The 19303-nt window shown below is 49.9% G+C and carries 15 protein-coding genes and 7 pseudogenes; 11 read left to right on the top strand and 11 right to left on the bottom strand.

What is annotated here, in order from left to right; translation table 11 throughout:
- Window positions 1-103: 103 nt before the first annotated feature.
- The 3 genes from K7X24_RS10295 to K7X24_RS10305 all read right to left on the bottom strand — a co-directional run bounded on the left by K7X24_RS10295 (window position 104) and on the right by K7X24_RS10305 (window position 3587).
- Window positions 104-904 carry a DUF1460 domain-containing protein gene (locus K7X24_RS10295; protein ID WP_224554730.1) on the bottom strand — a complete coding sequence of 267 codons (801 nt, stop codon included), beginning with the start codon at window positions 902-904 and terminating at the stop codon, window positions 104-106.
- 539 nt (window positions 905-1443) lie between these two features.
- Window positions 1444-2121, bottom strand: coding sequence for a type 1 glutamine amidotransferase domain-containing protein (locus K7X24_RS10300; protein ID WP_103972453.1), 678 nt, complete (start codon window positions 2119-2121; stop codon window positions 1444-1446).
- Window positions 2122-2168: 47 nt separating this feature from the next.
- A complete protein-coding gene (locus K7X24_RS10305; protein ID WP_107333386.1) occupies window positions 2169-3587 on the bottom strand; it encodes a coniferyl aldehyde dehydrogenase in 1419 nt (472 codons plus the stop codon).
- A gap of 170 nt (window positions 3588-3757) precedes the next feature.
- Between K7X24_RS10305 and K7X24_RS10310 the strand changes: the two genes are divergently transcribed.
- From K7X24_RS10310 to K7X24_RS10320, 3 genes are all read left to right on the top strand, one after another.
- Window positions 3758-4648 (top strand): LysR family transcriptional regulator, encoded by an 891-nt coding sequence (locus K7X24_RS10310; protein WP_103861728.1) that lies wholly within the window; start codon window positions 3758-3760, stop codon window positions 4646-4648.
- Between the two features lie 302 nt (window positions 4649-4950).
- Window positions 4951-6510, top strand: coding sequence for an MFS transporter (locus K7X24_RS10315; RefSeq protein WP_010309927.1), 1560 nt, complete (start codon window positions 4951-4953; stop codon window positions 6508-6510).
- A gap of 43 nt (window positions 6511-6553) precedes the next feature.
- Complete coding sequence (locus K7X24_RS10320) at window positions 6554-7693, top strand: glycoside hydrolase family 105 protein (protein ID WP_039494700.1); 1140 nt, start codon at window positions 6554-6556, stop codon at window positions 7691-7693.
- Between the two features lie 371 nt (window positions 7694-8064).
- Here K7X24_RS10320 and K7X24_RS10325 read toward each other — a convergent pair.
- Window positions 8065-8463: pseudogene (locus K7X24_RS10325) on the bottom strand (SDR family oxidoreductase); the annotation flags it as partial.
- Between the two features lie 1233 nt (window positions 8464-9696).
- Here K7X24_RS10325 and K7X24_RS10330 point away from each other — a divergent pair.
- The 3 genes and pseudogenes from K7X24_RS10330 to K7X24_RS10340 all read left to right on the top strand — a co-directional run.
- A pseudogene (locus K7X24_RS10330) lies at window positions 9697-9765 on the top strand (DJ-1/PfpI family protein); the annotation flags it as partial.
- A gap of 90 nt (window positions 9766-9855) precedes the next feature.
- Window positions 9856-9933: pseudogene (locus K7X24_RS10335) on the top strand (helix-turn-helix domain-containing protein); the annotation flags it as partial.
- A gap of 47 nt (window positions 9934-9980) precedes the next feature.
- Window positions 9981-10208, top strand: a complete 228-nt coding sequence (locus tag K7X24_RS10340) for an IS3 family transposase (protein WP_224554732.1) — start codon at window positions 9981-9983, stop codon at window positions 10206-10208.
- A 12-nt stretch (window positions 10209-10220) separates the two neighbouring features.
- Here K7X24_RS10340 and K7X24_RS10345 read toward each other — a convergent pair.
- Together K7X24_RS10345 and K7X24_RS10350 are read right to left on the bottom strand one after the other, a co-directional pair.
- Window positions 10221-11312: pseudogene (locus K7X24_RS10345) on the bottom strand (IS3 family transposase); the annotation flags it as partial.
- Between the two features lie 66 nt (window positions 11313-11378).
- Window positions 11379-12061: pseudogene (locus tag K7X24_RS10350) on the bottom strand (phage integrase central domain-containing protein); the annotation flags it as partial.
- Between the two features lie 419 nt (window positions 12062-12480).
- Here K7X24_RS10350 and abiEi point away from each other — a divergent pair.
- Window positions 12481-13047 (top strand): type IV toxin-antitoxin system AbiEi family antitoxin, encoded by a 567-nt coding sequence (abiEi, locus tag K7X24_RS10355; RefSeq protein ID WP_224554734.1) that lies wholly within the window; start codon window positions 12481-12483, stop codon window positions 13045-13047.
- 137 nt (window positions 13048-13184) lie between these two features.
- Here the strand turns inward: abiEi and K7X24_RS22080 are convergent.
- Together K7X24_RS22080 and K7X24_RS10360 are read right to left on the bottom strand one after the other, a co-directional pair.
- Window positions 13185-13268, bottom strand: a pseudogene (locus K7X24_RS22080) (type II toxin-antitoxin system RelE family toxin); the annotation flags it as partial.
- Window positions 13258-13509 (bottom strand): prevent-host-death protein, encoded by a 252-nt coding sequence (locus K7X24_RS10360; RefSeq protein ID WP_224554736.1) that lies wholly within the window; start codon window positions 13507-13509, stop codon window positions 13258-13260. The pseudogene K7X24_RS22080 and the gene K7X24_RS10360, both read right to left, overlap by 11 nt.
- Before the next feature lie 129 nt (window positions 13510-13638).
- Here K7X24_RS10360 and K7X24_RS10365 point away from each other — a divergent pair, with 129 nt between their 5' ends.
- Together K7X24_RS10365 and K7X24_RS10370 are read left to right on the top strand one after the other, a co-directional pair.
- Window positions 13639-14109, top strand: coding sequence for an STM2901 family protein (locus tag K7X24_RS10365; RefSeq protein WP_224554738.1), 471 nt, complete (start codon window positions 13639-13641; stop codon window positions 14107-14109).
- A complete protein-coding gene (locus tag K7X24_RS10370; protein ID WP_224554740.1) occupies window positions 14109-14438 on the top strand; it encodes a DUF1493 family protein in 330 nt (109 codons plus the stop codon). The genes K7X24_RS10365 and K7X24_RS10370 overlap by 1 nt, the downstream gene beginning before the upstream one ends.
- Before the next feature lie 68 nt (window positions 14439-14506).
- Here K7X24_RS10370 and K7X24_RS10375 read toward each other — a convergent pair.
- Window positions 14507-16835, bottom strand: a pseudogene (locus K7X24_RS10375) (phage/plasmid primase, P4 family).
- Between the two features lie 108 nt (window positions 16836-16943).
- Window positions 16944-17204, bottom strand: a complete 261-nt coding sequence (locus K7X24_RS10380; RefSeq protein ID WP_224554741.1) for a helix-turn-helix transcriptional regulator — start codon at window positions 17202-17204, stop codon at window positions 16944-16946.
- 538 nt (window positions 17205-17742) lie between these two features.
- Between K7X24_RS10380 and K7X24_RS10385 the strand changes: the two genes are divergently transcribed.
- Both K7X24_RS10385 and K7X24_RS10390 read left to right on the top strand, forming a co-directional pair.
- Entirely contained in the window at window positions 17743-18501 is a 759-nt protein-coding gene (locus K7X24_RS10385) for a capsid size determination protein (RefSeq protein ID WP_224554743.1), read from the top strand.
- On the top strand, window positions 18498-18746 hold the full coding sequence (locus tag K7X24_RS10390; protein WP_072037053.1) for an ogr/Delta-like zinc finger family protein: 249 nt from the start codon (window positions 18498-18500) through the stop codon (window positions 18744-18746). Before K7X24_RS10385 ends, K7X24_RS10390 begins: the two co-directional genes overlap by 4 nt.
- Here the strand turns inward: K7X24_RS10390 and K7X24_RS10395 are convergent.
- Complete coding sequence (locus K7X24_RS10395; RefSeq protein ID WP_224554745.1) at window positions 18640-18876, bottom strand: hypothetical protein; 237 nt, start codon at window positions 18874-18876, stop codon at window positions 18640-18642. The genes K7X24_RS10390 and K7X24_RS10395 overlap by 107 nt on opposite strands.
- Between the last annotated feature and the right edge of the window lie 427 nt (window positions 18877-19303).

Below are 19303 nucleotides of genomic sequence, written 5' to 3' on the forward strand. Positions count from 1 at the left end.
TTATCAGGTAGCTGAGAAAGCGGCCTGATACGCGCCCAGCGTGATTAACTATAAAAATCCAGAAGCGTGAAAACGTTTCTGGATTTTTTTCGACTGCGTATCGTTACAAGCTTCGGAGAACAACCATTCCCGGTTTTGAGCGCATATATTCAAGAAATGGCGAGTCGACAACCTTTCTGTTTGCTTCGAGTGAAGAAGCGTTTCTGAACCATAGGGCGTTATCCTTATGGATAGCGATTCCTACGTGTGAAACATCCAGTCCTTCAAGAGGTGAATAAACACCTACGTAATCGCCTGTTTTCAGATGGCTGATTATATGCGTATCAATTAAGTTACCTGGGATGAAATTTATTTTCCGTGGGATAACGCCTAATCCTTTAACATACTCCCCGCCCTGCGGGTTATGATTAAGCTGTTTATTGACAGTGACATAATTTGGGCTGATATCTGCGGTTACATCCAGAGTGTTATGTGGATTCTTGGTGCTCCAGTCAGTAAAAAAGTGGCGGCGGGTAAGGTAGGTGACACGACAGTCGATATAGCGTGTCTTGACTAGATTTTTCAGAAATGATGTTTGATCTTGGCTCTGACTGAGTGCTTCAACGTAATCTGTGAGTGTGAAACAGTCTACTCCGTTGAAATCAGCAACCAATGCCTCCGCTTCGTCAGGAGAGCCAATTAGTGTGTTCGCTATGTAGGGCGTATTGAGAAAGGTTGATGATACCTGACCGATAATTTCTCCTCTGCTTTTACCTGGTGATATGGTGACCTCTGAATTAATAATAAAGCTGATTTTTTCGAGGGTCGTTTCATCTATAACAGTACGATATTCTTGATTATTAGGTGAAGCGCAGGAGGTTAAAGGGGTGGGAACATTTGGACGTGAGGATATTGATGCTTTCATTATATATACCTAATTACGTTAATGTGTGTAATTAGTATTATTGACCAATTTTTTATTTGTGGTTGTAAAAAAACGTTTTATTTTATTGAAGTAGATGAATATTTAAGTGTGATATATATTCTCTCTATTAGTCCATAGTATTACTTTTTTAACCTCTGTTCTGAGGGTTTTTTATGAAGCTTAACGATTATGGGGGCTTGTTTTTTAATAAATTCATTGTGTTGGCTTTCTGTTGTTAGCCTTATTTTCTTACTTTCATATTTTTATCACATGCAAATATTTATACTCATAATACTTCAGTTGTATGCGTATTGGCTGTGTTACTCAGCACGCCCAACCCCGTTGTGAACACTGCAAGCCGCGTTCAAATCTGTCCCAGAAAAATTTGCCAGTCACCTAAATCACTGACTTGATTTAGCACTGTGCTTCAGTGAGAAACATCCTGTCTCTCACTGAAGCCCAATTGCTGGCTGGTCAAATTTATTCCCAACGAATTTTTCCTTCTCTTGCCGCCTGATTGATATAGGGTATAGCGCGGGTTAAGCCAACTGCTTGAGAATCGCTTTAGCAACCACTTCCGAGCTGGCCGGGTTCTGACCGGTGATCAGCTTGCCGTCTTCAACGAGGTACGGTGCCCAGTCCGGGCCTTTTTCGTAGAGCCCGCCGAGTTTCTTGAATTCATCTTCAATCAGGAAAGGTACGACGTCCGTCAACTGAACCGCCGCTTCTTCACCGTTGGTGAAGCCTGTCACTTTGCGGCCTTTAATCAGCGCATCGCCATTTTCTGCTTTCACATGAATCAGCACGCCCGGAGCGTGGCAGACAAAACCGGTCGGTTTGTTGGCGCGCACAAAAGCTTCGATGAGCGCGATAGAGATCGGCGATTCTGCCAGATCCCAAAGCGGGCCGTGACCGCCGGGATAGAAAACGGCATCGAAATCCTGTTCGCTGACGGTATCCAGTTTTACCGTATTCGCCAGTTCCTGTTGCGCAGCCGGGTCGGCTTTAAAACGATGCGTCAGTTCGGTTTGAAAATCGGCCAAATCGCTTTTCGGGTCAAGAGGCGGCTGACCGCCAGAAGGGGAGGCAAGCACCAGCTCGGCACCTGCGTCTTTAAAGGTGTAATAAGGGGCGGCAAACTCTTCCAGCCAGAAGCCGGTTTTATTACCCGTGTTGCCCAGTTTGTCGTGAGAAGTCAGTACCATTAAAATTTTCATCATTTTTCTCTCTAGGGTTGCAGGATGATCGGGTGAATAGACGCTGGTTACCCTTTCAGGGCGGCGACAATCGCGTCTTGTTTCTCATGGTAAGGCGCACGCAGTGTCAGGTTAGACGCGCCATCTTCACTTTGTATGACAATCGGTTTGGCGTGGCTGAAACGGCGGAATCCATGAACGCCGTGATACGCGCCGATGCCGGATGCGCCAACGCCGCCGAACGGAAGTGTGTCGATAGACACGTGCGTCATTACATCGTTGACGACCAGCGCGCCTGATGTCGTTCTGCTGGCGAAGCGTTGCTGCATGGCCTCATCGTTGCTGAACAGATAGGCTGCCAGCGGGCGTGGATGCGCATTGATGTAGTGAATCGGTTCCTCTGCGGCCTGATAGGTTTTGATGGGCAGCAGCGGGCCGAAAATTTCTTCCTGCATGATCGTCATCTCATCGCTTACGCCGAACACCAGATGCGGGGCAATCTTACGGCTTTTGGCGTCGTAGGGCGCTTCGCCTTCCGGTGCCAGACTGACGACGGTCGCGCCTTGCTGCTCAGCCTCTTTCAGAATACGAATCAGGCGATCGTAATGTCTGTCAGCAATGATAGACGTGTAATCTGGATTCGCCTGTAACGTCGGGAAGCTTTTCTGCATAAAGGCTTTTGCGGCATCGCGGAAAGCCTGCTCCTGACCTTCGGGCAGGAGAACATAGTCCGGCGACAGGCAGATTTGTCCGGCGTTGAAGGTTTTCACCGTCAGCGTGCGTTCAACGGCTTCAGTGATATCCGCGCTGCTATCAATCACGACTGGTGATTTGCCACCCAGCTCCAGTGTGACCGGCACCAGATTCTCTGCCGCCGCGCGCATCACCTGTTTCCCAACGGCGGTGCTGCCGGTGAAAACCAGATGATCGAACGGCAGTTCGCTGAATGCCTGACCGATTTCTGCATCACCCAACACCACGGCCAATTCCAGCGGATCAAAATAATGGGCAATCAGTTCTGCCAGCAGTTCAGACGTACGCGGCGTGAGCTCTGACGGTTTCAGAATTGCGGTATTACCGGCAGCAAAAATGTCAGCCAGCGGGCCGAACGATAGGTTCACGGGGAAGTTCCACGGGCTGATCACGCCGATCACGCCCAAAGGCTGATGTTGAATCCATGCCTGCATGCCGGGAGCGGGTTCATCCACAGGTTCTGGCTGCATCCAGCGTTCAACGTTGTCGATGGCGTTCTGGAGTATTTTCAGCGTGATGCCGATGTCGGCGGCGAAAGAGTGATACAGGCTGCGATGGCCGAAATCGTCACTCATAGCCTGCGCGAGCGCCGCATGGTTTTCACGGAGCAGGTTGATGCTGCGCTGTAAGCGATCTTGACGCAGCGCGGCATCGGCGGGGCCAGAGGCAATGTGAGCGCGCTTCATCGTATTCAGGATGGCTTGTAAATCCTTTTTGGATTGTTGTGTCGACATGTTTTGTCTCCTTTTCGTCGTCGAGTACCAGAGAAAACAGAAAGTTAGCCGGGGTTTCCGGGTCACTCAAGATGGGATAAAGGATACGGCAGGGGTTGATCTGCCCGCCAACAAGATTATTATTCGGGGGGTATAAATAATTTTATGGGCATAAAATCTATAGGTATCGTATGTCACTAATTCGCCTACGCACGTTTGTGGAAGTCTATCGGCAGCGCTCAATTAGCGGCGCGTCACGCGCGCTCAATCTGACCCAGCCAGCGGTGTCGCAGCATATTGCCGGGCTGGAGGTGGCGGTGGGGCGTCGTCTCTTTGAGCGTCAGGCAAACGGCGTAACGCCAACGTCGGCAGCGGATGATCTGGCGGCGGATCTGGGGGATAAGCTCGATGAAGCGGAAGCGGCGCTGGCTTCGGCCCGTGCGAGGTCAATGGACGTCGCGGGGACGCTGCATATCATTGGTCATGCGGATTTCATGGCCGAAGTGGTGTCGGAACAGCTATTGCCGCTGCTTGAGGCGGGTGTGCGGGTGCACATGCATACCGGCGACGGCGATTTGATTAAACAAATGCTGCTTGAAGGGCACTGTGATTTGGGCATAACGGCGCACCCGGTGACGGATAAGCGGCTGAAAAGCGATCTGTTGAAGAGTGCGACATTACAGGCGGTGGCGGCACCTGCGATCGTCGAGCGGCTATTGCAGACGGGCGATCTGCCGCAGGCGCTGGCGCAGGAGCCGATGCTGGCGTATGACCTTGAGTTTCCTCTGATCGATCACTGGTTGAAGAAGAACCGCATGGAGGATAAGGGACTGGTGCCTGCCGTGGTGAGTCAGGATCTGCGTGCGCTGCGTCGCGTGCTAACCAGTGGATTTGGCTGGACGGTGATGCCGGTGTATTTGTGTCAGGACCTGCTGGATGCGGGGGAGCTTGTTGTCATTCCGCCTCCCGTTGGCACAACGCAGCTGGATTACTATCTGGCCTGGGTGCCGGGTGCTCTGCGCCAGCCGCGTTTAGCCCACGCGCGGCAAACCTTCCTGTGGCGACTACAGCACGCTGAATAGTGCTATTCTCTGCTAAAAAAAGCGCCATTTTTCAAGACATCACAAGGCAACGTCCGTTGGCGACGTTGCCCTTCTTCCTGCTGACTTCCTATCTTCTATCCTGTGATCGCCATAAACGAACTGCTGGTTTCGTTCAGTTAAAATCGCTTTTTATAAAATCTTTGAAGCGGATCGCACCAATCTTCCCTGTGCTGCCAGCGTGGGGCGCGTGGTGGCAAAAGCGCAAAGGTTTTCACGATCGCCGGGCGCTACCGTATCAGCGTGACACCTTCATAATTAAAAATGTTCGGGGAAGGATGGCGATGAAAACGCGTAAGATCGGTTTGGCTAACTATTTAGCCTACGGTTCAGGGGACTTTCTTGGTGCGGGTACCACCGCGCTGACGGCCGCTTGGTTACTCTATTTTTACACTACGTTCTGTGGCTTAACGCCGATTGAGGCAACGTTTATTTTTGCGATGGCGCGCGTGCTTGATGCTGTCGTCAGCCCGCTGATGGGCTTCCTGACCGATAACTTCGGTTCAACCTGGCTGGGCAAACGCTTTGGCCGCCGTAAGTTCTTTATTCTGCTCGGTATTCCCTTCGTGTTTAGCTACAGCTTCATGTGGGTCGGGGATATGAGCTATTGGTACTATCTGCTGACGTACCTGCTGTTCGATGTCGTTTATACGATGGTGCTGGTGCCGTATGAAACGCTGGTGCCGGAAATGACCGATGACTTCAAACAGAAGACTAAGTTTTCCGGCGCACGTATCGCGCTGGCGCAGCTGTCTGCGATTTTGGCCGCGTTTCTGCCGGGCATCCTGTTAGGCTACTTTGGCAAAGACAATGCGGTGTCCTTCTTCTATTCGAGTCTGGTGTTCTCCGTTATCTGTGCGCTGGTGCTGACGCTAGTCTATTTCTTTACCTGGGAACGGCCACGCGATCAGATGTCGGAAGCGTCGCTGCGGGCGGAGAAAGAGCGCCAGTCTCTGACGTTAGGCCAAAGCCTGAAACGGCTGAACGTTGAGTTGGTTTCCACGCTGCGTATTCGTATTTTCCGTCAGCATCTCGGGATGTATCTGGGCGGGTATATCGCGCAGGACGTGTTCAACGCCGTATTCACCTACTACGTGGTCTTTGTGCTGATGCAAAGCCCGACTATGGCGTCGAACCTGATGGGCACCATGGCGATTCTGCAATTCATTGCGGTGATCGGCATGATTCCGCTGTGCATCCGCTTTGGGCCAGCTCCATCTTACCGCTTGGTCGTGTGCCTGTTTGGCGTGAGTGCGCTGTCCTACGCGGTCCTGTGGTACAGCGGCCTGCATGACACCTTCTCTCTATTGCTGTTGATTTCTGCGCTGGCGGGCATCGGGCGCGGCGGGATCAACTACGTACCGTGGAACACCTACACTTACATTGCGGATGTGGATGAAGTGATTACCGCACAGCGTCGCGAAGGGATCTTCGCTGGGATTATGACGCTGACTCGCAAAGCCTCTCAGGCTGGTGCGGTGATGCTGGTGGGCGTGGTGTTACAGCTCTCCGGCTTTGTGTCCGGCCAGAGCGTACAGGCACCGAGCGTTAGCCACACGATTCTGATGATTTTGAGCTTCGGCACCGTGGGCGTGCTGGCGCTGGGCTTCCTTGTTTCTCTGCGCTTTAAGCTCAACCTGCAAACGCACAGCGTGCTGCGGGAAGAGACGCTGAAAATGCGTGAAGCCGGGCGTCCTGTGCCGGAGAAAATTACGCCGCAGGCGCGGGCAACGGTCGAAATGCTGGCTGGTATGCCGTATGAATCGCTGTGGGGCAACAACAATATCGGCTATCTGAACCGCCACAAAGGCGACAAGCCGGTCACGCATGCCACGCAGCCGTAACTGTATTGAACTGTTAACTGATAACTCAATTGGATGAATGACTATGACCGTATTCAGTGTAAAACATAGCCCGCTTTTACGTCAGCCGGAACGCTTCATCTCCCGTGAGGATCTGAAGGCGCTGATTTGCCGTATCACCGACAATCTGGTGAATATCGAGGATAAAACCGGTGAGTTCTTGTTACGGCTGGACGATGGTCGGGTGATTGATACCAAAGGCTGGGCGGGATGGGAATGGACGCACGGCATCGGGCTGTACGGGATTTATCAGTATTACCAGCAGACGGGCGACGAGCAGATGCGCGCTATCATCGACGACTGGTTTACCGAGCGTCTGGCGGAAGGTACGCCGACGAAGAACGTGAACACCGTATGCCCGTTCCTGACGCTGGCTTATCGCTATGAAGAAACGGGCGATGCCCGCTGGCTGCCGTATCTGGAGCGCTGGGCGGAGTGGGTGATGTATGAAATGCCGCGCACGGACAAGCAGGGTTTGCAGCACATTGTTTATAACAACGAAAACCATCAGCAGATGTGGGACGACACGCTGATGATGAGCGTGCTGCCGCTGGCGAAAATTGGCAAGCTGTTAAACCGGCCTGAGTTTGTGGAAGAAGCCACATATCAGTTCCTGCTGCATGTGCAATATCTGATGGATCGCGAAAGCGGCCTGTGGTTCCACGGCTGGACGTTCGAAGGGCAGCATAACTACGCCAAAGCGCGCTGGGCACGTGGCAACAGCTGGCTGACGATCGTTATTCCTGAATTTATCGAACTGCTGGATCTGCCGGAACACAACGCCACGCGTCGCTTCCTGTTGCAGGTGCTGGAAAGCCAGATTGAAGCATTGGCGAAATATCAGGATGACAGCGGTCTGTGGCACACGCTGATCGACGATCCGAATTCGTACCTTGAAAGCTCGGCCACTGCCGGTTTTGCCTACGGTATCCTGAAAGCGGTGCGCAAACGCTACGTCGACCCGAGCTACGCTGAGGTAGCGGAGAAAGCCATTCGTGGCGTGATTAATCACGTTAATAAGGATGGTGAGCTGACGCAGGTGTCATTCGGCACCGCGATGGGCAACGATTTGGATTTCTACCGTAACATCGCCCTGACCTCCATGCCTTACGGTCAGGCAATGGCGATTCTGTGTCTGGCGGAATACCTGCGGGTGTATCTGTAACGGGTTATCGCAACTCTTATATCCAAATGCTGCGAGTTTTTATGGTTTGGCCGTTATCCGGCGTGAAAATTATGCAGCGGTGGGCTTGACCGCCGAGTGAGCGACAGGACGTCGCGAAAGCCAGCGCCATGCCGGGAGCATGTTGCTGGCGGCTCGAAAAGCGGGCATGGGCACCGATGGAACCGCGTAGCGGCATAATTTAGCCAGAAGCCTGGGTTCGTAGGGCGGCGGCGATTGAGCCGCCCTACGTCGGGCGCGTGTACGGTATCGCATACGAGTGGCGGTGGTGTGGCGCACGAAAGCCTCTCTTAACCTGCATATAAATGTGATTAAGAGATAGGCTAAGCAGGAGGAACCTGCATAGGTTGCGTCTATTTACCGCCCGCTAGGTCGATAAAATTCCCAGTGACATAGGACGCGTCGTCCGATAACAGCCAGCCTATCGCTTGCGCGACCTCCATCGGGTGACCACCCCGTTTCATCGGCAGCGAATGCTTGATGCGATCGACTCTTGCCGGTTCTCCGCCGTCAGCGTGCATATCGGTATAAATAAAACCGGGGCGCACGGCGTTAACGCGAATGCCCTGATCGGCGACTTCCAGAGATAAACCAATCGTTAAGGTATCGAGTGCGCCCTTTGACGCCGCATAATCAATGTATTCATGCGGTGAGCCCAGACGGGCGGCTGCGGATGACACGTTAACGATAGCACCGCCTTTTCCTCCATGACGGAACGCCATACGCTTGACCGCTTCCCGAGCACAGAGAAAACTGATCCTACCCAGCAATAGTGGACACGTGGCTAAGTGAGTAAACTCAGTAACAGAGGAGACTCACATAAAGAGTAAGCAGCATGTGACGGCTTGCGTCTATAAATCCACAGACCCTAATGCCCGTATCAAGACCTGTCAGTCGTGCTTTTCTGACGTTGCTACATCAAACGGTTATTTCAGATGTTTCTGCACTCTGAGCTTGCCTACTCGAGCGCGGCTATGACTGGCGGTTCCTTGCTCAGGATGGAACGCGATACAGAAAGTTGAAAGATTTGGAAGATATTTTGACGTTAAGTGGATTAACCATCGTTGGAACAAAGAAAATAACTACTGGCCATACGGTGGTTGAGATTAAATTAAACGCAGTGTTGCAGAGGTGAATACTGTGGGGGCACTGTTTTTCTACGTTTTCCTCATCGGTGACCTTATGATTACTGTTATTAAAATCATGTTATTAAAATCATGTTATTAAAAACAGTATTGACACTATTTTTAAAATCCGTAAATTAGTTACCAACGGCAGCGAAATTTCAGCTTGCTGTGATGTTAAAGACATAAGATACGTTCTTTAATAAATATTTTGCGATACAGGTCACGAAGTATTTTTGTATGGGCAATCAATGTTGAGAGAAATTCAAATTCTCACTTGGTTATGCTTTAAGGCCTTGTAGTCAGTACCGACAATCGTAAAAATGGGCAAAGGCGCGATGATGTAAAGCCATGATTTTATTGTTATTGCTTGCGATTACGTGTTTGTTGAGTTAGTCGTGAAATATCGCAACATGAGTAAGGCAACGCATCAAAGAGTATATATCGCGATGGGGGATGTACTTGTTAACCTGCCATATCTTTGAATGGTTATAAGGTTGGCAGATTGTTTAAATCAGTAAGTATAGGGAGGCTTGGCTAATTTTAGTGCCCAATATTATCTGTTATAAACGTGTACATTTAAAGCAGTACCGATAGTAGTAAGATGTTATTAAGTTAATGAATGTTAAATCTTAAATTTGCAGTACCTTAAAAGCCCTGGCTAACATAGTCAGGGCTTTTATCATTTTGGCATGTTGCTGTGCTAGAACAGATCGTCGATTGTGCACAAATCAGACGCGTTGCTCTACGCGAACGGTATCATTGCTCTTCAACGGGGTGGAAAGCACAACGAACTAACATGGTTATATTTTGCTAAAAAAGACCGATTGGCTTATTTTGGGCTAATGTACCTTTCAGGGCATGAAGAAAATCCTGATTATCGTTCCCGACGGCAGCATGCTTTTTGAAGCTGCTGGTGTCGCAGACATTCCGCATGTACGCCGTGTGGCTACCCACCTGGCGACTGAAGACTCGGAAATCTCAAAAAGTGCGTGGAACTAAAACTGGTGCGCTTACAGCTTAAGAAAGAAAGGTACAACGTTGGCCGCGGTATCAAGAGCATCTGGATTAGCGTTTTCAACACTCGCTAATGCTTTAAAGCCGCTAAGATACGCCATGGTCACTCAGTTATCGGCTTTCATGCGGTGAAACGCGTTTGCCTGTTGCTCAATGTCAGCATGCGGGATTACCGATCATGGCGCAACCGAACACCCAGTCAACGACAGTTGGCTGACGACATCCTGAGCCAGCGGCTCATTCAGTTGCATCACGACAGCCTGGGAACTTACGGTATCCGGCGTCTGCAACGTGATTTACGGGATGAACAGCATTTTCATGGAAAAAGCCGCATCACCCGTCTGATGAAACTGTAGTGGATCACAAAATCAGGACACCAGGATAGCCTGTTTCCACTGTTCTTCATACACGCAAGGTGGTACGCCACCATTGTTTGTATGAGGATGAAAAACATTGTAATAACGGTTTATCCAGTCGTTGATATCACGTATCGCATCACCAAAATTAACATAGCCTCTTTTTGGTAACCATTCGCTTTTGAGACTGCGAAAGATTTTTTCCATTGGCGAATTGTCCAGACAGTTTCCTCTGCGACTCATAGCATTACGCCATGTCGCCAGAGTAACTTTCTGTATTTGTTGCTTTTATACTGATTTCCCTGATCTGAATGAAACATCAGCCGCCCATTACGTTGTCGCGTTTCCAGGGCATTATGCAAAGCCCTGCACACCAAATCAGCATCGGCGGTTAATGAAAGAGCTGAACCGATAATTCGACGTGCATATAAATCAACGACAAGTGCGAGATAGCACCATTTGTCCTGCAGGCGAATAAAACTGATATCACCGCACCAGACGCGGTTTGATGCGGCAGGATTAAACTGCCGACTCAATAAGTTTGGCAATGCCAGGCTGTTATCACCGTTTATTCGGTAACGGTGTTTAACCGGCTGGTTGCTTGTCAGCACGCATCAATCCCATTCTGTCGCAGCATCTGGCTGATTGTTCGGCTACCTGCGGCACCACGACTAAGAGCATGGAATGCTTTTACCCGACTTCGTAACTCAACTCTTTGCACAGTTATGGGACTCTTCAGATGGGCGTAATAAACGCTGCGGTGAACACCGAATAGATGACAAAGAACCAGTAAAGGCCACTTTGTTTTCAGCCGTGTGATTAACGCGATAGTTTTCTGGGGATCTCGCTCATCAGCACGGCAGCCTGCTTTAGTATTTCTTTTTCCATCTCAAGACGCTTTATCCGCGCTTTAAGCTGCTGAATTTCACGTTGCTCAGGTGTAATGGCATTCCCAATCGGCTCAATACCCAGAAGTTCTTGTTTATACAACCATATCCATTTGCGCAGATGGTCAGGATTGAGTTCGAGTGCCAGAGCAACTTCTCGGGCATCGCGCTGGTATTTAACAACCAGCTCGATAGCTTCGAGTTTGAACTCTGGGGAATTTGATCATTCATCACCCATGTTCACTGTTTAACATTAACAGGATTTAGAAGTGTCCTGAACTACTGATCCACTACACGTGCGCATTAGCTTGGGGAGTTCTTCTGGCCGGATAGTCGGCATATGCTGTTTTTTAGGGCGCTCAAAGGCCATACTGATGCCAGAGGCGGGGTTAGCGTCAATCAGCCCCGTGTTGACTGCGTAAACCATGATTTCATTGATACGCTGTACTAGCCGCCTGACGGTTTCTAGTGCGCCACGGGCTTTAATCGGTTCTAGCGCCTGTATCAACGTGCGGGCTTTGATTTCCTGCACTGGGATATTTTCAATCGCTGGTAGCACATCTTTTTCCAGTGAGCGCCAAATGTCTTTGGCGTGATCTGCACTGACATTCGTCTGTTTCAACATGAACCAACAACGCGCCACGTTAATAAAGATGCTTTCTACCGCGATTTGCGCTTCTTCTTCTTTAGCCACTTTTTGCTGTGGATCTATGCCTTTTGCCAGCAGGGCTAAATGTTCTGCCCGTAGCTGTCTTGCGTCGGCCAATGATAAGGCCAGGTAGCTGCCAAAGGAGAGTGTTGTGCGTTTCTTGGTATCAGGGCGTAGATAGCGAAACCGCCATAATTTTTTCCTGACGGTTTGATAAGCAGAAAGAGGCCATCACCATCATGCAGGCTTAACGCTTTATCAGGCGTTCGTGCTTTGCTGACTTCGGTATGTGTCAAAGGGCGCGCAATTCTTGGCATGGCGGGGTAGGCCTAAACGTAGGCCAATAATCATCGGATTTAGCTGGATAACGTCGGACAATCATGGACACAAAAAAGCCCGCAGGGCTTGTGCCGTGCGGGCTTTTCGTACTTCATCGGTCTTATCTGGACTGAGGGAATCTGAATATCTATCGTAACGTGGTGATATTTATGTTTTAAGTGTGAATTCAGACTTTGTTGGTATACCTAAACGTATACCAATACTGAAAAGTGATAGGGCTTTTTGCTAACGTTCTCACCCTGTGAAACCCACCTTTTTGTCACCTAAATCTATGACTATTCTTTGGTAAGTACACACGAATGTCATTTATTGATGTCATTCGTGTGTACTTGACGAGGGTTTTTTATTCAAGTATACGTGAATGACGTAATTATATGGTTTTCATGTGGACTTATAAATGAACAGGATCACTGCTATTGAGCGTTTAAACGCATTCGATAAGCAAGGGCGTTATGTCTTCACCTCCCGTGATTTAGCCAAGATTTTCCATGAGGATACGCCCAGAGCGTTTAATGCCGGGCTAAATCGTTTGGTAAAAGATGGCATCCTAACTCGTGCTATTCGCGGCGTGTATGTTTATAACCATGCCAAAAGCAAAGATGCCTATACGCTTGATCGTATCGTGTTAGCACTGCGCCGTGGTGAATATAATTATCTTAGCCTCGAATCCGCCTTGTCTGAATATGGCGTGATTTCTCAAATCCCGATTGACCGGATCACGGTGATGACCACCGGACGTTCCGAAGAACATAAAACGCCTTTTGGGGTGATTGAATTTACCCATACCAAGCGGCCACCAGAGCAGATTTTGCAGGATACCTATTTTGGCAATTCTCCGTTACGGCAAGCGACGAAGAAAACCGCTGTGAGGGATTTACGCCGCGTTGGACGCAATACCCACCTGATTGACGAATCGGAGCTACATGATGAAGGAGATGACGGAAAAGCGCCGTTCGTCATTTAACCGTCAGTAGCCAAAATAAAAAGATTTTGCACAAAACTGTTCACCCTCTTCACCAGAGGTTTTTATTTTTAATAATCAATAAATTAATGGGTGATGAGTTGGTGAACAGGTGACGAGTTACTCATCACCTTTCAACTTTTGGTGAACTGCTCCCGCATCGGAGCGCTCAGCTTCTTAAATTCTTTCAGCGCGTGCTCTTCAAACTCCAGCTTATAACTCATCCAGATCAACCTTCACACATTTACCCTTCATCCGGGAATGGGCAATTTTGGCAAGTTCGATATCTTCCTGATAGTCAGCCAGCGCTTCCCATGTTTCCGTGGAAACATAGTAGCCAGAAATACGGCCATTGGTGAGCACCGCTACAGGCTCGCCGTTAGCTTCTTTCAGCGCGACATTGGGCGATTTTTTAAAGTCGCTGATACTCACAGCAGCATTGGCAAGGATTGGTTGTACGGACATAATCAGCCTCTTTTAAGTATGATATTTGATACTGAATTTAGCACTCAATCAAGAAAGCAGCACAATCGCGGTATAAATGTGACACCAAATAAAATAATATTGAAAATACATTAAAAACAGGGAGGTTTAATGGATACTACTGAGGAACTCAATAATACATATTATTATCATGGGCATGGAAATTTAACTGCTGGTGAGTTATTTAACCTGATCTTTCTTGAAAATTTTTCTTCTCGCACCGGTTTAGAGATTACAGCGGCGGCGCTGATCCTCTCAGGGCAACCTTATCTAAAGGTATCAGGGAAACTATCCGCCGCCACTGCGACGCTCGGAACCAGTGTGGCTTCCAGAGTATCACGAGCATTGCTCAGAGATTTACGTTTCCCTTATGGGCTAAGGCCGCTCACGCCTATGGGAAAGAATCTTGCGACATTGAAGATGGTTCCTACGAATAAGATTGCCTCTTTTGTTGGGCGTTATATTCCATGGATAGGTTATGTCCAATTAATAGCTATAATGCAATTGGTAGCAAGAGATACCCGTCGACAATATAACCTGATCGCTAGGCCAGAAGACCGCATTGAATGGACGTATTTCTGATGAACCAAAGAAATATCGAAAATGAGGTTATTCAATACCTAATGCAACGTTACCCGATTAGGAAGCATTGGTTTAAATCCGGTATTAGACAAGTCACTAAAGATTGGACATTACAGGATGATTACCAGTTTCTGCCGGAGGATGCTCATGATTTCCTTCTTGATATATTCGGACATTTTAATATTGAGCACTCAAACTTTGATGGAAGAAATTATTTTGAATATGAGTATCCCATCTGGCAAAAGAAACCACTATCAAAAGCGTTAAAACCGCTCACGGTCGAGATGATTATTGAGTCAGCTAAAGCAGGGAAATGGTTATACGATTAGAGGCATCTAATATTGAAGTGTCTGGGCGTAAAAAAACCGGCCGGAGTCGGTTTTGTCGTTTCTGGTGTCTACCTCGCCGATTCACATTTGGGCAGCCAGTCGGCGTCTGATTCGTCTTTCAGCTCAAGGTTAGTCTGTATGCCCTGCTTGGTTCTGCCCTTGAGGTAACTCTGCCCGTATTCCGACATCATATTAGGCAGCACCTTACCAAAGGCCGTCAGGCTGATCGGCTTCTGGTGGCCGTGCGATTCCATAAAGGACAGATAGGCGTGGTACAGGTACTTACGCGGGTTACGCGGCGTGATGTTGGCGTTGCCCATATACAGCCCGGTGGTGTCGCTGTGAGCCAGCAGGTAGCCGCAAAAATCAACCAGCGGATCAGCCTGCCGTTTGATTTCCAGCGCCTCAGCGGAGTGTTGCTGCGCCTGTAACAGCGTCCGGGCGTCGTTTGGCTCTTCAAAGCGTTTCATCAGGTGACGCACTATCACCGCCAGCTCTGCGCGGATTTTCTCTTTCAGCTTGGGATCGCGTTCGCTGGCTGGGATGGTTTCACCAAAATGGATAATCACCCGACGACGGGATACGCCGCCGCTGCGGTCGCTAAAACGCATCGGCGAGTTGTTGACGGCCAGATATCACCGCTGGAATCCGGGTTGAGTAGGCGTCACGGTATTTTGGGTCAACCATCACCGCATCGCCGCCGGTAATCGCCTTGATACCTGCACCGTCACCGCTCCATTTTTCTTGGTCAGGCAGTACGATGAGTGAGAAGCCGATAATCGACGAGCGTTCACGGGACGATTCAATGGTGTTGATGGTGGCAGCCGTGGTGTTGTCCTCCCCGGCCAGCATAGTGGCGATTTCGGCCAGAATACTCTTGCCGCTGCCACCGGGGCCGGTGACTTCAAGGAACAGTTGCCAGTCATAGCAGTTCGCCAGCACCATAAACAGCGCGGCTAAAATGCGCTCTTGTTTATCCGCGTGGTTCCCCGCAGCACGGGTCAGCCAGCGCCAGAAGTGCGGGGCGTTGTCGGCAAGGTTTTCCCCGGCCTTAAACGGCGTGTAATCCACATCATTGACGGTATTCAGCCAGTGCTCCCTGCGATGGGGTTTAAATTTCCCGCTGACGGTATCAAACACCCCGTTACGAAAACCGATTAACCGGCGCTGGGGCTTTTCCTGCATCGGGATAATCAGTTTCAGGGTGTCTAACACGCTGCCAATTCCGGACGCGGTAAAAGGTGCCTGTATCTTCTGAAACAGCGCGGCGATATCCCGGCTTAACAGGCGATAGGGCAACACTTTCCACGCGCCGTTCTGGTACTGGAAGAACGTTTCCCCGAACGCGTCAATCGCCAGCGTATCGCGGTAGTGGTCGCGTATCTTCTCCGCTTTCTCGCTGGCGCTCATGGCCTTGAATTCAGCCTCGCCCAACGACTTAAACGGGCTGACAGGCTCTGGTTGAGTAAACGCATTCAGGTGCTGCCGGGTGGCGTCAGCGCCCTCAGCAAGATAGACATCATTCCAGTCACCAAATACCGGCGGCAGCGCGACACGGCCATTGACGGCAACGGCTGCTTGTTCGGCTTTGGTCTGGCCGGTGCCGTTCTCGTCCCGGTCAGCGGCTATCAGCAGCGTGACCGCCGGGTGGCGGGTTTTCAGCTCACGGGCAAGGGATGGCAGGTTGTTGGCGCTGAGTGCGACATACACGCTATCACCCGTTAACTGATGCAGCGTTAACCCGGTAGCGTAGCCCTCGGCCAGCCAGATAACGCTGGCCTGTTTGCCGCTGAAACAGTGAAAGGTGCCTTTCACCTGTCCGCCTTTTAACGTGCGTTTGTCGCCCTGTGCGTTGATAAGCTGGAGATTCACCACCTCGCCGTCCGGTGTGGTCAGCGGCACCAGTACATCGCCGGGCTGATAGGTGATACCGCCTACGCGCAGCGGCTTACCTGTAAGGGTTGGCACGGTCACGTCCGGCTAGCCTTTGGTGCTGAGATATGCGTTGCTGGGTTGCGTCACCGCCTCTTTCAGTTTCGCCTGTGCCTGAACCGCCGCCCGTTGCCGGGCGGCCTCGCTGTCTTCGTCCTCTGGCGTTGATGCTGCCGGGCTGTCCGGCAGGTTGCCCAGCCACGCGCCCACTTTCAGGGCGGCTTCTGTCGGTGTCAGTTTCAGGGCTTTCTCAACCAAATTCAGGCCGTCACCCGCGCCACACTGGTTACAGAACCATGTGCCGCACCCTTCCTTGTTATCGAAACGGAAACGGTCTTTGCCCTCGCACATCGGGCAGGCGGTATGCTGCCCGATAGCACCAATACGAATACCCACAGCCGGGAGCAGTTGCGGCCAGTGGCCGCTGGCGCGTTTCACAGTCTGTGTCACGGTAAGGTGTGCCATGCGTTGCCCCTTAATGCAGTGTGGTGGTCGGGGTGGCCGCTGTCGCGCACAGGCTGAGGGCTTCCCGTTCATCAAGTGTGACCGACTGCCCGGCGATAGTTAAGGTGATCATGCGTGGTTCTCCTGTTGACGGGCGGCGATACGCTCGGCCACCCAGTGATGAATTTCGGACTCAACCCATGCGACGTTCTTCCCACCCAGCGGAACACGGGCAGGAAAGGCCTTGCGGCCGCTCAGTTCATACAGCGTCGAGCGGGAAATGCCGGTGACGTGCAGCACTTCCGGCAGGCGCATTAAGCGCTCTCTGACCGGATGCGGTGACATCGGGGGCATAGCAGGAATGGGAGTTGGGGGTGTGGCTGACAACATGTGACGCTACCTCGTTCATGTCCGCCCGGCTCTGGCCGGATGGCGCTGGATTTCTCTGGTAGCTCGCTATTATGTGAATATTTTCGGAGACCACAACAAGGGGCTGTTGTGCTGTCGATGGGCAAAAAACAGCCCCAAATTGCCAACGTTTGCCAATAGTTACCATTAGTTTTCCTTTGTTTGCCATTCGAGAAAGGTCTACATGTTTATGGCTATTAATCACTACGTTATTTATAGGAAATAACATCGTAAAAACTGCTCGCCAGAAAAAAGGCTCAAAAAAGCGGGTGAACAGTGTGAACACTCGGCGAAGAGTTATTTATCAACTCTTCACCCCTTTATTTATTGATTTATATATTCTTTTTTCTCAGGTGAAGAGTAGTGAATAGTTTTATAAAAAAGTTAGTTCTCAATTGGGGAAACAGCCTGTGTTAGAGATTGTTTTGTGTGGGAAGTAGCACAACCGGCTTAGATAGCGGGAGTTGTGTGGTGAATTGCACAATAGCCAACAGACACTCACCCCATACGGAGAATGACCATGAGCCAGAAGGCAGAACAAACCGATAAACCCGTAACCCCGCCTGATGTCCTGAAAAAAACGGCTGATGAATACCAGAAGAGACGAGCGGAACACTTTGCCAACGCTAGCGAACTGGACAACATCGATACCGCTATTGCACGAGCCAAAGAGCAGAAAGCCAATACGGAAGCGGAAAATCAGCTTTCTGATACCGACTGGCGTGCGCGTTTTCTTGCGGCACGTGGCGAAATGACGGAAGAATTAAAAAGCCAGCAATTACAGCGGTTGGCACAGCGTGAACTGGCGCAGGAGTATGACGGATTGCTGGCGCAGTTGGAAATCGACCAGCTCAAGCAGAAAGCAAAATGTCACTTTTCAGCAAAAGGCTGTCGGGATGCTTATAAAACGGCGTTATTCCAATACGCACACCGGGAATTTGGGCTGGCGATGAATAACATTAGCGAGGATCTTATCCGGGCTATTAAGCTATATCGGCATATGTATGATGTTACTACATCTGAATTTACTGAAGGGCTTGCCTATCAAGACCCTGATAAGAGGGTGATTAATCAGGTGATTGACCACCTGATGGCGAAATCGAATAAGTATCAATTTAATATGGACAGTGAACCGGAATTGTCATCTCTGAGATTGTATCAACCCGCTCTGCCGCATTCCGATTTCCCGCCGGTGTCGACGCCTTGCCAAAATACGAAATTTTGGCGTGAATTAAAGGAAAAAGAAGAAGCATTAAAAACACGGAGCCAGAAAGTATGATGCACTGCCCGTTCTGCGGTCATGCCGCCCACGCTCGCACCAGTCGTCCGTTATCGGAGAACGTTAAACAGCGCTATCACCAATGCCGGAATATTGAATGTTCAGCAACATTCCGGACACTGGAATCGATAGAGGAAATTATTCAGCCGTCGAATAGACGAGATCTGCCAGTGCCTGATATTCCGTTATCCCCGGCCATGCAGAAAAAATATAAGGATTACCCGGCCTCAGCCCTGCGGAATTAATTAGCCAGATTATAATTTCATTACCGTCAATATCAGGAAGTCGCCCGCCATTGCGCGGGCTTTTTTGCGAGATTTTTTCTCTGGCTAGCGATTTTTTGACCGTGCATGCATACGGTGCATGGAATTGCATGCAATACTTACCCCTGAATCTGCCCTACAGCGCCAGTACTGGCGCGGCCTGAGCGCTTCCATGCAACTGCATGAAAAGCGCTACATAAAGCGGGCAGGCGTGGCGGGGATAGCATTGCGCGCGGGGGCGTGTTAAGGCTATGACGTTATGAATGAACAATGCATGAAATGCCAACTGGCTAAATAGTTGCTCACAGTATAGATATATAGGTAGTACTTTGTCTGTTGCCGAATTTAACGGCTAAGCTTCCTATAGGAAAATGTTTGTGAACGAAATACGCCTGACCCCTTGTGTTATAAACCTTCCCCAACGTGGAATGTAATGTGTAAAACTATTTATAAAAAATATGTATTGGCTTATTTAAATTTGATTGAATATTTTAATTTATCGATGATGGATATGGTTTTTTAATTTATTATTAATGCAA

It is taken from the genome of Pectobacterium versatile (assembly GCF_020166435.1).
Taxonomy (GTDB): domain Bacteria; phylum Pseudomonadota; class Gammaproteobacteria; order Enterobacterales; family Enterobacteriaceae; genus Pectobacterium; species Pectobacterium versatile.

Excerpts from the sequence above, each read along its gene's own strand:
- K7X24_RS10295 (WP_224554730.1), bottom strand. The coding sequence starts at position 904 with ATGAAAGCATCAATATCCTCACGTCCAAATGTTCCCACCCCTTTAACC.
- K7X24_RS10300 (WP_103972453.1), bottom strand. The coding sequence starts at position 2,121 with ATGAAAATTTTAATGGTACTGACTTCTCACGACAAACTGGGCAACACG.
- K7X24_RS10305 (WP_107333386.1), bottom strand. The coding sequence starts at position 3,587 with ATGTCGACACAACAATCCAAAAAGGATTTACAAGCCATCCTGAATACG.
- K7X24_RS10310 (WP_103861728.1), top strand. The coding sequence starts at position 3,758 with ATGTCACTAATTCGCCTACGCACGTTTGTGGAAGTCTATCGGCAGCGC.
- K7X24_RS10315 (WP_010309927.1), top strand. The coding sequence starts at position 4,951 with ATGAAAACGCGTAAGATCGGTTTGGCTAACTATTTAGCCTACGGTTCA.
- K7X24_RS10320 (WP_039494700.1), top strand. The coding sequence starts at position 6,554 with ATGACCGTATTCAGTGTAAAACATAGCCCGCTTTTACGTCAGCCGGAA.
- abiEi (WP_224554734.1), top strand. The coding sequence starts at position 12,481 with ATGAACAGGATCACTGCTATTGAGCGTTTAAACGCATTCGATAAGCAA.
- K7X24_RS10360 (WP_224554736.1), bottom strand. The coding sequence starts at position 13,509 with ATGTCCGTACAACCAATCCTTGCCAATGCTGCTGTGAGTATCAGCGAC.
- K7X24_RS10365 (WP_224554738.1), top strand. The coding sequence starts at position 13,639 with ATGGATACTACTGAGGAACTCAATAATACATATTATTATCATGGGCAT.
- K7X24_RS10370 (WP_224554740.1), top strand. The coding sequence starts at position 14,109 with ATGAACCAAAGAAATATCGAAAATGAGGTTATTCAATACCTAATGCAA.
- K7X24_RS10380 (WP_224554741.1), bottom strand. The coding sequence starts at position 17,204 with ATGTTGTCAGCCACACCCCCAACTCCCATTCCTGCTATGCCCCCGATG.
- K7X24_RS10385 (WP_224554743.1), top strand. The coding sequence starts at position 17,743 with ATGAGCCAGAAGGCAGAACAAACCGATAAACCCGTAACCCCGCCTGAT.
- K7X24_RS10390 (WP_072037053.1), top strand. The coding sequence starts at position 18,498 with ATGATGCACTGCCCGTTCTGCGGTCATGCCGCCCACGCTCGCACCAGT.
- K7X24_RS10395 (WP_224554745.1), bottom strand. The coding sequence starts at position 18,876 with ATGCAATTCCATGCACCGTATGCATGCACGGTCAAAAAATCGCTAGCC.